The sequence below is a fragment of the Pseudomonas putida genome (assembly GCF_026625125.1).
Lineage (GTDB): Bacteria > Pseudomonadota > Gammaproteobacteria > Pseudomonadales > Pseudomonadaceae > Aquipseudomonas > Aquipseudomonas putida_X.
In genome coordinates, this window is the sequence record NZ_CP113097.1 from 3,574,199 (window position 1) to 3,588,341 (window position 14,143).

Here is a 14,143-nt window from a genome sequence, read left to right on the forward strand (position 1 = left end):
TGCTGAGCCATGACCTGTGGTGTTTCAAGACTCCGTCACCCACATCTCGAGCGCTGGAAACGCCAAGAAATCAGATTTTGCCTCTTCCTTGTAGTCCATTTCCCAAACATACTCTCGCCGCACTTTTTCCGTTGCCGTCGCTTGGGCTGCGTTCTAGTCTCGGCGGGTCGTTGCTCATCAACGATACAGCTTTGACAGGCTGTGACGGCAAATAGTGTGCGGCCCCCTTATGGTGGCTGTACGTGCGGGCACGCTTGCGTGCGCCGGAACTTAGCTATTTCCGCCGGTCTGTCAACCCACGTACAGCTGCCACCCTTCTGTTTGACAGCAGACAGGTGGCAGCACAAAAAAGGTAAATAGCTATGCTAAAGGCCGTCCCCGATCCACCCCACAACCACCACTCCCTCGAAGACACGATCATCCAGGCTGCGGAGTTCGCCCTGTGCGCGCAGAGCGTGGCGCAGCAGGCTGTTTCGCTACAGCCCAGAACGTCCGCCTCGGTTCTAATGATGGCCTCGATGCATGAGCTCGAGTCGCTACGCGTGCTGCTCGAATCAGCGCTGATCCAGCTGCAGATGCCGACCGAACCACGCACCCTGCACTAGGCCGTTAAGCCTGTGTTGCCTGGGCGGGCGCTGTGGCCGGCAAGCCCGTACGCACAGCGCGCTGCGTGAGACCGGTGCTGAGCTAAAGGCGGGTTGTCCGTCATGACGTTCGCCCAGGCCCTAAACCTTCAGGGAGGCAACGCAATGACCCCAGATGACACCAAAGTTACTGTCGGTAAGACCACGTTCTACCAGGGTGAAAACCAGACCCATCCATTGTTTCGCATCGAAGCGGGCATCCCTTGCCAGAATGCCCGCGAACAGGCTTCAGAGCTGATGGGCTATGTGCGGGACCTGACCATCGAAGGCTTGATGGACGGTAAACCACAGCTGATCTGGGCCTCGCACTACCTGAGTGCGTTGGCCAAAGCACTGATGGATGATGCCGAGCTGGGCATGATGCACTAAGGGCTGAACTGCCTGACCATGGCGGACATCTGCAACCGGGGCCGCTTCGCGGCCCATCGCCGGCAAGCGCGGCTCCCACGGGTACAGCGCATGCCTGAAGGCTGGTGACATTCCCGGACTGCCTCCAAGGGGCGGATGGCGTCCAACTTCATGGGGGCAGTCCAGAGCTTGAGTTTCCCGGCTCAGGTCGCTCCCTCATTATCCTCAACATGGTCGATATGAGCGAAACGTTCGACCAGGAAGTCGATAAGGCTGCGCACGCGCGTTGAAAGATGTAGCTGCTGGGGGTACACCGCATAGACATCCGCACACGTCGGGGTCTCATTCTCCAGTACCAGGCGCAGCCGGCCGCTGCGTACGTAACGGGCGATATCCCACTCGGCACGCATCAGTATCCCGTAACCCTGCAATGCCCAGTTCAGTGCGACCTCCCCGTCGTTGCAACCCAAAGCAGCGCGTACCTTGATGTTTTGCGTACGGCTACCCGTGGTGAAACTCCATACGCCATAAGGTGTTTCGTTCTGGCGGATGAAGATGCAGTTGTGCTGCTGCAGATCCGACAGGCGCGTGGGAATGCCGTGCTTTTCCAGGTACAGCGGCGAGGCGCACAACAGTCGGCGGTTGGAAGCTATCTTGCGAGCATGGAATGCAGAATCCGGCATCGTGCCGAAGCGGATTCCAAGGTCAAAACCGTGAGTAGCCAGGTCCAGTGGGTGGTCGGTGATTTCAAGCTGGACTTCCACTTCCGGGTAGCGGCTGTAGAACGCCGCCAACGCCGGGCCGATATGCCGCCGACCAAAACCGAGGGAGGCATTGACGCGAATCAGGCCTTTGGGCGTCGCGCGACTGCTGACGACCATCTGCTCCACCTCGTTGATTTGCGTGAGGATCCGCGCAGCGTGTGAAAAATACAGCTCACCCTCCGACGTCAGGCTCATCGCGCGGGTGGTGCGATTGACCAGGCGCACACCAAACCGTGCCTCCAAGGCCGCCAGCCGCTTGCTCACCGCCGGTGGCGTTATGCCGAGCTCGCGCGCAGTGGCCGCGAGGCTGCCTTGGGTGGCGAGCAGATGGAAAAAGGAAAGATCCAATGTCTGGTTCATGCCTGGCTCAGCACAGTGAATGGGCCTACAGAATGGGCCTGGCGATTAGTAACCTCAAGTAATTTATCTAGTTATTTTGCATGACTTATTGCCTTTGGATTTCTGATTACACTCTGCTCACAACCTGTCCCTCGGTGTGATCGACAGGGAAAACAAGAAAATCCAGAGAAGGTAGGTGTCCATGAATAGTTACAACATCGCAGCTGTCCCTGGCGACGGAATTGGCATTGAAGTGATTGCCGCCGGCGTTGAGGTTCTCAAAGCCCTGTCGAAAAAATCCGGCTTCGAAATGACCTTCAAGGATTTTGACTGGAGCTCGGAGAAGTATCTGCAGACTGGCCATTACATCCCCGAGGGTGGCCTGGAAGCATTGAAGGCCTTCGACGCGATCTTCTTCGGCGCGGTCGGTGCCCTGGACGTACCGGACCATATTTCCTTGTGGGGCCTGCGCTTGCCGATTTGCCAGGGTTTCGATCAGTACGCCAATGTGCGCCCGGCACGCGTGCTGCCCGGCGTGAAGAGCCCGTTGCACAACGGCGACCAGATCGACTGGGTGGTGGTGCGGGAGAACTCGGAGGGTGAATACTCCGGTAATGGTGGTCGCGTACACCGCGGCCTGCCGGAAGAAGTGGCCACCGAGGTATCGGTATTTACGCGCGCCGGTGTCGAGCGCATCCATCGCTTTGCCTTCCAGCTGGCGCAGAGTCGCCCACGCAAGCACCTGACCATGGTGACCAAATCCAATGCCCAGCGCCATGGCATGGTGCTGTGGGATGAGATCTTCTACGAAGTCGCCAAGGACTTCCCGGATGTGAGGATCGACAAGGAGCTGGTCGACGCTGTCACTACGCGCATGGTACTCAAACCGGCCACCTTGGATGTGATCGTGGCCACCAACTTGCACGCCGACATCCTGTCCGACCTGGCCGCCGCATTGTCTGGCAGCTTGGGTATCGCCCCCACCGCCAACCTCAACCCATCGCGTCAATTCCCCTCGATGTTCGAGCCGATTCACGGTTCAGCCTTCGACATCACCGGCAAAGGCGTAGCCAACCCGATTGCGACCTTCTGGACCGCGGCGATGATGCTTGAACACCTGGGCGAGGTGGCAGCGGCAAAACAGCTGATGTCAGCTATCGAAGCCGTTACCGAAAGCGGCCTGCACACCCCTGATCTGGGCGGGACAGCGACTACCCGGCAGATCACTGATGCAGTGATCGCGCTCATAAATCGCTGACTGTTCAGAACCGTAATCGAGACATAGCGCCGAGAGGGGGGCCGTTGACCTGCCTTCTTGGTATCGCCTGACAAGAATAAAAAATCAGGGTCCTGTCATGAAAAGCCTTCTGGGTAAGTTATATGTACAAGTATTGATCGGCGTCGCCGCCGGCATAGCGCTGGGTGTGTTTTGGCCGCAGATCGGCACCGACCTGAAACCACTTGGCGATGCGTTCATCAGGCTGATCAAGATGGTGTTTGCACCCATCATTTTCGCCACGGTGGTGCTGGGCATCGCCAAGATGGAAAACATGAAAGAGTTGGGGCGCGTGGGCGCCCGGGCACTCATTTACTTTGAAGTGCTTTCTACCTTCGCCTTGGTGCTGGGGCTCCTGGTGGTCAACTTCGTGAAGCCTGGCGCGGGAATGAACGTTGATGCCGCACACCTCGACGCCTCCAGCATCGCCACCTATACCGTGGCTGCGCAAAGTGGCGACGGTATCACTGAGTTCTTGATGAAAATCATCCCGGCCAGTGTCACCGATGCGTTTGCACAGAATCAGATTTTGCCGATCCTGCTGTTTTCCACCCTATTCGGTATCGCCTTGGCGCATCTGGGGCCACGTGGCAAACCCATGGTCGATGTGCTCGAGTCTTTCTCTCACGGCATGTTCCACATCGTCGGCATGATCATGCGCCTTGCACCGCTGGCAGCCTTTGGCGCGATGGCGTTCACCATCGGCAAGTACGGCCTGGGTTCGATCGTGTCGCTTGGCAAGTTGGTCGCGACCATGTACGTCACCTGCTTCCTGTTTGTCGCGGTGGTACTCGGCTTTATCGCACGCTTGTCCGGCTTCAGTTTGTGGAAGTTCCTCAAGTACCTTCGCGAGGAACTGTTCACCGTGCTGGGCACCAGTTCGTCTGAGTCGGTGGTACCGCAATTGATGAACAAGCTGGAAAAGGCCGGGGTCTCCAAGCCGGTGGTGGGCCTGGTGATTCCGTCTGGGCTGACCTTCAACCCCGACGGCCAGTGCATCTACTACACAATGGCCGCGATCTTCATCGCTCAGGCCACGAACACGCCGCTGAGCCTGATGGACCAGCTGATCGTGCTGGGCGTGCTACTGCTCACCTCCAAGGGGTCGGCCGGCGTAACAGGCTCGGGCTTCATTACCCTGGCCGCGACCCTGGCGACCATGGACAAGATCCCGGTGGCCGGCATGGTTCTGCTGCTCGGAATAGATCGTTTCATGTCCGAGGCCCGCGCCATCACCAACACCATCGGCAATGCGGTCGGCACCGTCGCCATCGCCAAATGGGTTGGCGCCTTGGATGGCGAACGAATGAAACAGGTCCTCGATGGTCGGGCAGTCGAGAAGGCAGAAGAACGCCCTTCCAACACCGTGCCTGCCACGCCCGCTGCCGTTTCCGACAAAAAAAACCTTGTGATGCCCTGAGGAAAACACCGTGGATAACCTAGAAAAAGAACATGCCGTGTCGTCGCTGACCGACACCTTGGCCAGGTTCACCGCTTATATCGGCAAGCGTCTGCCCAAGGACGTCAAAGCCAAGACTGCGAAGCTGCGTGCGGCAGAGACCAACCCACTGGCCATCGCTGTGTACGACTCGATGGCCGACAACCAGGAATACGCCGACAAGCTGAACCGCCCCAGCTGCCAGGATACCGGCGTGATTCAGTATTTCATCTCGGCGGGCGCGCGGTTCCCGCTGCTCGGTGAAATGGAGGGCATCCTGGAAGGTGCCACCAAGCAGGCCACTGTCCACGGGCCCTTGCGCCACAACGCAGTGGAAACGTTCATCGAAAAGAACACCGGCACCAATACCGGCTCGAAGATCCCTTGGCTCGACTGGGAGATCATCCCCGATGCGGACTACGCGATCGTCGACGTGTACATGGCCGGTGGTGGCTGCACCCTGCCGGGCTCAGCCAAGGTGCTGATGCCGGGGCAAGGTTACGAAGGGGTGACCGAGTTCGTCTTCGATGTGATCACCTCCCGCGGCATCAATGCCTGCCCGCCACTTCTGGTGGGGGTTGGCGTATCGACCTCGGTAGAGACTGCGGCCCGCCTGTCGAAGAAGGCCATCCTGCGCGAGGTGGATTCCAGCCACCCCAACCAAAGCGCGGCAATGATGGAGAAGCTGCTGGAGGAAGGCTTGAACGAAATCGGTATCGGCCCCCAAGGCCTGACCGGTAATAGCAGCGTGATGGGCGTGAACATCGAGTCATCGGCGCGTCACCCTTCGACCATTGGCGTGGCCGTTTCCACCGGCTGCTGGGCGCACCGTCGCGGCAAGATCCGCATCAACGCCGACCTTTCCTATGACATCCTCTCCCATGAAGGCGTAGTACTGTGAACAGTCCAGCGAAAAAGATCATCAACACCCCGATCAGCGACGAAGACTTGGCTGGCCTGAACGTCGGGGATGTCGTTTACCTCACTGGCCAATTGGTGACCTGCCGTGACGTGGCTCACCGCCGCCTGATCGAGCTCGGTCGCGAGCTGCCGGTGGACCTGCGTGGCGGCGCGATCTTCCATGCCGGGCCGATCGTGAAGAAAAAAGACGATGGCAGCTTCGAAATGGTGTCCATCGGCCCGACCACCAGCATGCGCATGGAAAAGTTCGAGAAGCAATTCATCGAGCAGACGGGTGTGAAGCTGATCGTCGGCAAGGGCGGCATGGGGCCGGAGACCACCACCGGTTGTCTGGAGAACAAAGCCGTACATGCGGTGTTCCCTGGTGGCTGCGCGGTACTGGCGGCAACTCAGGTCGAAGAGATCGAACGCGCCGAATGGCAGGATCTGGGCATGCCGGAAACCCTATGGGTGAACCGCGTACGCGAGTTCGGGCCGTTGATCATTTCCATCGATACCAAAGGCAATAACCTGTTTGAGCAAAACAAGGTGCGTTTTAACGAGCGTAAAGGTTCGGTGATCGAAAAGATCAACTCACAGGTTCGCTTCATCAAGTGATGTAGCAGCGTGGCGGTTTTCCGTTGCAGAACGCGAAACCTGCTTCCTCAGGTTTCGCTAACGCCCTCGTAACGCTGCTCCCGCAGATCATCACTGCCACGTGCATCTGCGCCCAGCATTCAGGTTGCAGAAAAAGGCGAAGGTATCGCGACGAGCAGTCAATGGACGGCACCACGCCAAGCAGCTCCATGACGCGGGTCTCATGCCTGAAGCGATTGCCGAAATCAGTACGGGCCGCCTCCTCTACTTCCCACCTGTGAACGAGATCCACCGCGCACTTTGACCAGATTGGCCCTGCGCACGGGTCATCTTGCGTCTCTCAGGCCGTTGTAATGCTCCGACCTTTCACTCCATTTACGATACTGGCGAGTACGAAAAGCCATGTTGAGCTGTTGCAGGATCAGCGCGCGCAGCGGCGACACGCTCGGGTCGGGCTTTTTACCCCGGCTCAGTTTGCGCAATTGAAACTTCACCACCGCCATGTTCGCCAAGGCCGAGATGGCTTTGTTTTTCCACGTGATCGGCGGTAATTCAGGGGCGTTGTCTTTGCCCTGCAACCAGGCACGAGGCAGGTGCGGATCGATGGCTAACGCCGTTCCGATACCCACCATGTCCACCCCGCTGTGCACGACGCTTTCGGCCACCGGGTGGCGACGTATACCGCCGGTGACCATCACCGGCATTCTGGCAACGGTTTGGAGATCACGGGCAAACTCGACGAAATACGCTTCGCGAGCCAGGGTGCGACCATCGCGTGCGTGCCCCTGCATGGCAGGTACTTCGTAACTGCCTCCCGACAACTCCACCATGTCTACGCCCAGGTCATTGAGCAGCTCAACAACCTTTTTCGCGTCATCGGTGGTGAATCCTCCGCGCTGAAAATCGGCGGAATTGAGTTTGACCGCCACCGCAAAATCCGCAGAAACCACGGCCCTTACCGCCTTGACGATTTCCAGCAACAGGCGCGCCCGGTTTTCCAAAGAGCCACCCCACTGGTCGTTCCGTTGGTTGGTCAACGGCGAAAGGAACTGGCTCAACAAATAGCCATGGGCGGCGTGGATCTCCACACCGGTGAATCCGGCTTGTTCACCCAGGCGAGCGGTGTTGGCGAAGCGCTGAATAACTTCTTCGATCACGCCAGGGGTCATCGCGTGAGGCATGGCAAAACGCTTGGACATGTTGCCCAGTTCCAGCGGTACGGCTGATGGTGCCCAGGTTTTTTGCCCAAGATTGGACTGCATCTGCCGCCCTGGGTGGTTGATCTGCAACCAAAACTGCGCACCGCCGGATCGACCAATACGCGCCCAGCGCTTGAACTTGTCCAGTTGCTGATCGTCCTGTAATACCACGCCCCCCGGCCCGGTCATGGCACGGCCGTCGACCATCACATTGCCGGTGATGATAAGGCCGGCACCACCGTCCGCCCACGCTTGATACAAACGCATGAGTGCTTCGGAAGGCGCTTGGTCGGCATCCGCCATATTCTCTTCCATGGCGGCTTTGGCGATTCGGTTCTTGACGGTCGAACCGTTGGGAAGCATCAGGGCGTCGAACAAATTCATGGAGCAGTCCTCAACTGGGTATGAGGCCACCTTAAGCTTGAAGTTAACTTTAAGGTCAATGCCTTCTTCAAGGTCAGGCGATTTTCAATCGCTCCTTACGGTATCGAAAATGTGTTCAATTGCCCAAAGCCGTGGCTGAGGCCGTGATGGCGGTGCTTTCTGGCGACAACGGGGCGCGCTGAGTCTGTCAGGCCCCGGACGCCTGGCGGGCGTTTTTTCTGGTGGAAGACTTCACCGCAGGTTTGCCGGAGGCTTGGCCAACCCCTTCTTCGCGCAGACGATTGATCAGCATTTGCGCATTGTCGGCACACGCCATGCCCTCGGGCTTATCCTCGATGCCCTTGATGACGAGCAGAAGTTGCGCTTTGTTCTGTGCGAGCCGTTGCTCCAGAACAGTGATTTCCTCCACCTTCTGTTTGAGTCCTGAGAGCAACTCGTCATGCCGCCAGCCACTGGCGTACATCGGCATCAATTGCCGGATCTGCTGCAAAGAAAAACCTGCCGCTTGTGCGCCGGTTATCAGTTCCAGAACCCATTCGGTATCAGGCGCATAGTCGCGGTATCCATTGGCCTTGCGCTCGACGGAGCTGATCAAGCCACTGGCCTCGTAGAATCGGATGCGTGACGGAGTCAATCCACTGATTTTCGCCAGTTCGCCTATTCTCATGCCTCACCCTGAAATGCCTGTTGACCTTGAAGTTGACTTTAAACCTAAAGCCAGCGGGCGGCCAGGCATCAGGTAGGACTTGGTCGCCATGGTATTCATGGGGAAGCGGAGGCTCATCCAGCGCGCGTCCGCTAAACTGCCTCAAGAAGGCTTTACTCTGCGGGCGGCCTGCGATAGCCACCAGGTAACAGCAAATGACCGTCAGCGCTTAACGCAGGCTTGCAACCAGCTCCTAGGGACCATGAGGCCCACACTCCAGCCTAGGAAATCCTTCACATACTTGTGTTTCGATCATCACTTCCCCGGCATCAGTCACATCGATTCGTCACGAGACTGGTTGACATAGACCGATCAATACCCGCACACCTTGAGCGCTGAAAACGCCAAGAAATCAGATTTTGCCTCTTCCTTGTAGTCCATTTCCCAAACATACTCCCGCCGCACTTTTTCCGTTGCGGTCGCTTGGGCTGCATTCTAGTCTCGGCGGGTCGCTGTTGTTCAGCGATCGGCTTTGACAGGCCGCGACGGTATTATGCATACGGCTTGCCTTCAATGGCGGCTGTACGTGCGGGCACGCTTGCGTGCGCCGGAACTTGCATAGTCCGCCGGTCTGTCAACCCATGTACAGCTGCCACCCTTCTGTTTGACAGCCGATAGGTGACCGCCTAATTGAAGGTACTATGCAATGCTCAAAATGGTCCCCGATCCACCCCACAACCACCACGCCCTCGAAGACACGATCATCCAGGCTGCGGAGTTCGCCCTGTGCGCGCAGAGCGTGGCGCAGCAGGCTGTTTCGCTACAGCCCAGAACGCCCGCCTCGGTTCTGATGATGGCCTCGATGCATGAGCTCGAGTCGCTACGCGTGCTGCTCGAATCAGCCCTGATCCAGCTGCAGATGCCGAACGAACCACGCACCCTGCACTAGGCCGTTAAGCCTGTGTTGCCTGGGCGGGCGCTGTGGCCGGCAAGCCCGTACGCACAGCGCGCTGCGTGAGACCGGTGCTGAGCTAGAGGCGGGTTGCCCGTCATGACGTTCGCCCAGGCCCTAAACCTTCAGGGAGGCAACGCAATGACCCCAGATGACACCAAAGTCACTGTCGGTAAGACCACGTTCTACCAGGGTGAAAACCAGACCCACCCATTGTTTCGCATCGAAGCGGGTATCCCTTGCCAGAATGCCCGCGAACAGGCTTCAGAGCTGATGGGCTATGTGCGGGACCTGACCATCGAAGGCTTGATGGAAGGTAAACCACAGCTGATCTGGGCCTCGCACTACCTGAGTGCGTTGGCCAAAGCACTGATGGATGATGCCGAGCTGGGCATGATGCACTGAGGGCTGGGCTGCCTGACCATGGCGGACATCTGCAACCGGGGCCGCTTCGCGCCCCATCGCCGGCAAGCGCGGCTCCCACGGGTACAGCGCATGCCTGAAGTCCATTCTGTGGGCCAGATTCGTAGGGAATGAGGCTACTGACCAACACGCGAGCTGGAACAATGGCTATGGTGGTAACTGCCGGCTGAAAGACGCCGCATCAGTCCCGACTCATCCTCGCTTTTGCCAAATGCCTGGAGCAGGGTCGATACCACTGATATCCATGCCAAAGGAGTCACCTATGTCAACGCTTTATCCCAGTATTGATCCTGAGGGGCTGGTCGAGTACTCGGTGGTCTACACCGACCGCTCGCTCAATCACATGTCACAGGTATTTCAAGGCGTGATGAAAAACATTTCCAGGACCCTGAAACAGGTCTACAACGCCCAGGCTGTTGCGGTGGTCCCAGGGAGCGGCACATTCGGCATGGAAGCGGTGGCCCGGCAGTTTGCCACTGGCCAGCAATGCTTGGTGATACGCAACGGCTGGTTCAGTTATCGCTGGAGCCAGATACTTGAAATGGGCAACATCCCGGCGGCCACGACGGTGCTCAAAGCCCGACCGATAGACGCGGGTCGCCAAGCGGCTTACGCCCCACCTCCGCTTGACGAAGTCCTGGCGGCCATCAAGGCGCACAAGCCGCAAATGGTCTTCGCCCCCCACGTTGAAACCTCATCAGGGATTGTCCTGCCCGACGAATACATACGGGCCGTCGGCGACGCTGTCCATGAAGTGGGTGGTTTGTTCGTGCTGGACTGCATTGCCTCAGGCACGCTTTGGGTTGATATGCAGAAATGTGCAGTGGACTTGCTGATCAGCGCCCCGCAGAAAGGCTGGAGCGCCTCCCCTTGCTGTGCCCTGGTGATGTTCAGCGCGTTGGCCCTGGAGCGCATGGAGCACACGCATAGCAGCAGTTTTGCCTGCGACCTGAAAAAGTGGCTGCAGATCATGCAGGCCTACGAACAGGGCGGGCATGCCTACCATGCGACCATGCCCAGCGACTCGCTCGCGCGATTCAACGACGTGATGAACGAGATGCAGGCCTACGGTTTCGATAAGGTCCGCGGGGAACAACAGGCTCTGGGCGATCGGGTGCGCACCATGTTGACCCGCAAAGGCATCAAAAGCGTGGCTGCGGACGGTTTTCAGGCCCCTGGCGTAGTAGTGAGCTATACCGACGATGCGGGGATCAAGACCGGTAAGAAATTTGCCGACCACGGCCTACAGATCGCCGCCGGGGTGCCGTTGCAATGCGACGAGCCCGCCGATTTCCAGACCTTCCGCATCGGCCTGTTCGGGCTCGAAAAACTGCACAATATCGAGCGCACGGTCAGCACCCTTGAGCAGGCGATCGACAAGGTGATGGCGAGCTAAGCCATCATCCTGGCCGCAGCGCCTGTCAGTGGTGAATGTGCCCCCAAGGCGCGCCGAACAGCATCGGCCATTACACGCCCTCATCGCTAGGCGGGTTCGCGGCAGAAGGAGCACGGCAGCAAAGCCACTTGCAGGGCTCGGCTCAGACTGGGCGTCTCGAGTGAGCTTCAAGCAGCAAGAATGATTTGTCGGTAGAGCGAAGCACTGGCTTGAGCCTGGCCTGCGGATTTAGCATGTGGCCTGGAAATGCTGCAGTTTGCGTCCTATACCAGAACATCCCGTTTCGCTAGAAATCGCGTGCTGATCCTGTCCTCGCAACGAATGCCGCAGCCTCTGACAGGTGCCGCCCGCACCCCCAGAAAAAGGAAGCCCCATGCCAGCTTGTCCCCTGCCCTCCGACGAAGCAGCTCGCCAACGCACTCTGGATGAGATGCACCTGCTCGACACACCGGCCGAGCATTACCTCGACACCCTGGTACGGCTTACCCAGCAACTGGCACAAGTGGACACCGTGCTGATCAGCCTGATCGACCAGGAGCGCCAGTGGTTCAAGGCACGTATCGGGCTGGAGGCCACCGAGACGCCGCGCAACGTTTCATTCTGTGGCTACGCCATCCTTGGCGAAGGCACCTTGTTGGTGCCCGATGCCACGCATGACCCGCGTTTCGTCGACAACCCGCTGGTACTCAGCCCACCCTACATCCGCTTTTACGCCGGCCATCCGTTGCGCGCGGGGAATGGCAAAGCCATAGGGACGTTGTGCATGCTCGACCCTCGCCCGCGCACGCTGAACGAAACGCAGCAAGCCAACTTCAAGGACCTGGCCACCCTCGCAGAGGGTTACCTGCAGTTGCGTGGCCTGATCCAGACCAACCGTGACCTGCGCCTGGAAATGGACCGAGAGCAGCGCAAGGCCATGCTCGACCCTTTGACGCAGCTGTGGAACCGCAACGGTCTGACAGCGTTCGAGGACCACGAGCGGCGCCGCGCAGCACAGAGCAGCCTGCGCCTGGGGGCGATCTATGCAGACCTCGACCACTTCAAAAGCATCAACGACCGGTATGGCCATGCCACTGGCGATCAGGTGCTGTGCGAATGCGCCCGCCGCCTGCGCGCAGCGCTGCGCCCGGACGATCTGGTGGTGCGCCAGGGCGGCGAGGAATTCGTCGCGCTGGTCATGGTCAACGACAGCGAAGAGCTCAAGGGGATTGCAGAGCGGGTGCGGCAGATGATTGGCAGCGAACCGCTACAACTGCCCACCGGCCCGCTGCGTGTCAGCCTGAGCATCGGCTGCACGCTGCTCAACGATCAAGAGCACCTCGACCGGGCGCTGGAACGCGCCGACTCCGGGCTCTACAGCGCCAAGCAGAATGGGCGTGACCGGGTGGTTTATGTAGCAACCGTTGACTGACCTGGACGGCGGCGAGCACCTCCTCAGGGTGTACGCCGCCATGGCCAGTCTTCCAGTGCCCGGTAAGCGAGCTAGTGATCGCTACCCTCAGACAGAGACAAACATCACCCCGGCAGCGCCGCCAATACCGCAGTGACCATGCCGTTGAACGTCGCCGGTGAGTCCACCACGCGTGCAGTGACTTTCGCCTCACCGTCGGCACGGGTGGCGCGCCGGGCCTGGTCGGCAGTGGCCGACAGCTTGACGATCACTACTTCGCGGCGCGGGTTGATATAGATTTTCTGACCGAAGCGCCCGCTGGCCTCGACAGAGCCGTCGCCATCGTTTTTCTGATACCAGTAGTTGCGATAAGCGTAGCCCGGGCGGCCGGGGGCAAGGTTACCTTGGGCGAACGACGCCGGATCGGCGGGCTGGAACGTGCTGCGCACCGCTTGGTTGAAACTGTCACCCTTGACGTCACGGGCCAGCTCACGGCGCACCCGTTCAGCGAAGCGCGCCGTGTCGCGCAGGTTGCAGCTGATACCGCCGCTGGCCATCTCGGTACCGAGCGGGTCGACTTGCACATAGGCGTCGTCCTGGGCGAAGCGTGACCAGATACGTTGTTCAACCAGTTGCGCCCAGTTCAGCCCGGTGATGCGCCGCAGTGCCCAGGCCAACGCTTCGGGTGAGCCGTTCTGGTAAAAAAACAGCGGTTTGGCGCCTGAGTCGGGCGCCTTTCGTGCGTGCTGGAGGAAACTGTAGATATCCCCCGGCATGCCTTCGGCCCGAGGTATAAGCCCCGTGGCGGCAAACAGCCCCAGGTCCGGCGGCATCTGCGGCGGGTACTCCACCGCCACCTGCATGTCGAGGTTGGCCTGCACCGTTGCCTCGCCAAATGGCGTGCCGCTGAGTTCCGGCACGTAATGCGCCAATGTACGTTGCGGGTCCAGCGTGCCTTCGGCGATCAGTTGGGCGGCGATCAGGCCAGTCACGGACTTGGTCATCGAGGCCCAGATATGCGGCTGCCCGGGTTGGAAACCTTCCAGATAACGCTCGTACACCACCTGGCCACGGTGCAGCACGATGAGCCCATCGGTGCTGGTCTGTTGCAGGTAGCTCGCCAACGTCAGGGGCTGCTCGCCGGCAGTGAACGCCACCTGGTCAAGCGCCAGCTCGGTGCCTGTTGGCAAGGCCAGCGGCGTGGACGCGCGGCCGATGCCCCGGGTCGGCGAAACCTCGCGGGCGTGGCGCATGGACCAGCGCAGGAACGGTGGCTGGAACGCGTTGGCCTGGTTCACGCGCAACTGCGGTGCGGGGGGAAACCCTTGCATCACGCCCTGCTCTGCCGGTGCGCTGCTGGCCACGCCCGGGGCAAGTGTACCGGCCAGCATCAAAGCGATGGCCGGCAGGTTGGCCGGTGATGGGTGCATGCTGCGTTTGGACATGG

The 14,143-nt window shown here is 59.6% G+C and carries 14 protein-coding genes; 10 read left to right on the top strand and 4 right to left on the bottom strand.

Annotated features, from left to right (window positions below; all coding sequences use genetic code 11):
• Positions 1-362 precede the first annotated feature (362 nt).
• Together OSW16_RS16365 and OSW16_RS16370 are read left to right on the top strand one after the other, a co-directional pair.
• Positions 363-605 (top strand): hypothetical protein, encoded by a 243-nt coding sequence (locus OSW16_RS16365; protein WP_267816830.1) that lies wholly within the window; start codon positions 363-365, stop codon positions 603-605.
• A 144-nt stretch (positions 606-749) separates the two neighbouring features.
• On the top strand, positions 750-1,013 hold the full coding sequence (locus tag OSW16_RS16370) for a DUF3077 domain-containing protein (protein WP_241805282.1): 264 nt from the start codon (positions 750-752) through the stop codon (positions 1,011-1,013).
• Positions 1,014-1,195: 182 nt separating this feature from the next.
• On the opposite strand, the gene OSW16_RS16375 is transcribed toward OSW16_RS16370, so the two are convergent.
• Positions 1,196-2,116: a LysR family transcriptional regulator gene (locus OSW16_RS16375; protein ID WP_267816833.1), complete on the bottom strand. Its 921-nt coding sequence runs from the start codon at positions 2,114-2,116 to the stop codon at positions 1,196-1,198.
• 181 nt (positions 2,117-2,297) lie between these two features.
• Between OSW16_RS16375 and OSW16_RS16380 the strand changes: the two genes are divergently transcribed.
• The 4 genes from OSW16_RS16380 (at position 2,298) to ttdB (ending at position 6,327) form a co-directional block, all read left to right on the top strand.
• Entirely contained in the window at positions 2,298-3,353 is a 1,056-nt protein-coding gene (locus OSW16_RS16380) for a tartrate dehydrogenase (protein ID WP_267816835.1), read from the top strand.
• 97 nt (positions 3,354-3,450) lie between these two features.
• Positions 3,451-4,791 (top strand): dicarboxylate/amino acid:cation symporter, encoded by a 1,341-nt coding sequence (locus OSW16_RS16385; RefSeq protein WP_267816837.1) that lies wholly within the window; start codon positions 3,451-3,453, stop codon positions 4,789-4,791.
• A gap of 10 nt (positions 4,792-4,801) precedes the next feature.
• Positions 4,802-5,710 (top strand): L(+)-tartrate dehydratase subunit alpha, encoded by a 909-nt coding sequence (ttdA, locus tag OSW16_RS16390; protein WP_267816839.1) that lies wholly within the window; start codon positions 4,802-4,804, stop codon positions 5,708-5,710.
• Positions 5,707-6,327: a L(+)-tartrate dehydratase subunit beta gene (gene ttdB, locus OSW16_RS16395; RefSeq protein WP_267816841.1), complete on the top strand. Its 621-nt coding sequence runs from the start codon at positions 5,707-5,709 to the stop codon at positions 6,325-6,327. Before ttdA ends, ttdB begins: the two co-directional genes overlap by 4 nt.
• 305 nt (positions 6,328-6,632) lie before the next feature.
• On the opposite strand, the gene OSW16_RS16400 is transcribed toward ttdB, so the two are convergent.
• A complete protein-coding gene (locus OSW16_RS16400) occupies positions 6,633-7,889 on the bottom strand; it encodes an NADH:flavin oxidoreductase/NADH oxidase family protein (protein WP_267816843.1) in 1,257 nt (418 codons plus the stop codon).
• Positions 7,890-8,076: 187 nt separating this feature from the next.
• Positions 8,077-8,556, bottom strand: coding sequence for a MerR family transcriptional regulator (locus tag OSW16_RS16405; protein ID WP_267816844.1), 480 nt, complete (start codon positions 8,554-8,556; stop codon positions 8,077-8,079).
• Between the two features lie 685 nt (positions 8,557-9,241).
• On the opposite strand from OSW16_RS16405, the gene OSW16_RS16410 reads away from it, so the two are divergent.
• The 4 genes from OSW16_RS16410 to OSW16_RS16425 all read left to right on the top strand — a co-directional run bounded on the left by OSW16_RS16410 (position 9,242) and on the right by OSW16_RS16425 (position 12,717).
• A complete protein-coding gene (locus OSW16_RS16410; protein ID WP_267816846.1) occupies positions 9,242-9,484 on the top strand; it encodes a hypothetical protein in 243 nt (80 codons plus the stop codon).
• A 144-nt stretch (positions 9,485-9,628) separates the two neighbouring features.
• Positions 9,629-9,892, top strand: a complete 264-nt coding sequence (locus tag OSW16_RS16415; protein ID WP_267816848.1) for a DUF3077 domain-containing protein — start codon at positions 9,629-9,631, stop codon at positions 9,890-9,892.
• 280 nt (positions 9,893-10,172) lie between these two features.
• Positions 10,173-11,306, top strand: a complete 1,134-nt coding sequence (locus OSW16_RS16420) for an aminotransferase class V-fold PLP-dependent enzyme (RefSeq protein WP_267816850.1) — start codon at positions 10,173-10,175, stop codon at positions 11,304-11,306.
• 373 nt (positions 11,307-11,679) lie between these two features.
• Positions 11,680-12,717, top strand: a complete 1,038-nt coding sequence (locus tag OSW16_RS16425) for a sensor domain-containing diguanylate cyclase (RefSeq protein WP_267816852.1) — start codon at positions 11,680-11,682, stop codon at positions 12,715-12,717.
• A gap of 104 nt (positions 12,718-12,821) precedes the next feature.
• Here OSW16_RS16425 and OSW16_RS16430 read toward each other — a convergent pair whose 3' ends face one another.
• On the bottom strand, positions 12,822-14,141 hold the full coding sequence (locus OSW16_RS16430; RefSeq protein WP_267816854.1) for a serine hydrolase domain-containing protein: 1,320 nt from the start codon (positions 14,139-14,141) through the stop codon (positions 12,822-12,824).
• Positions 14,142-14,143: the final 2 nt, after the last annotated feature.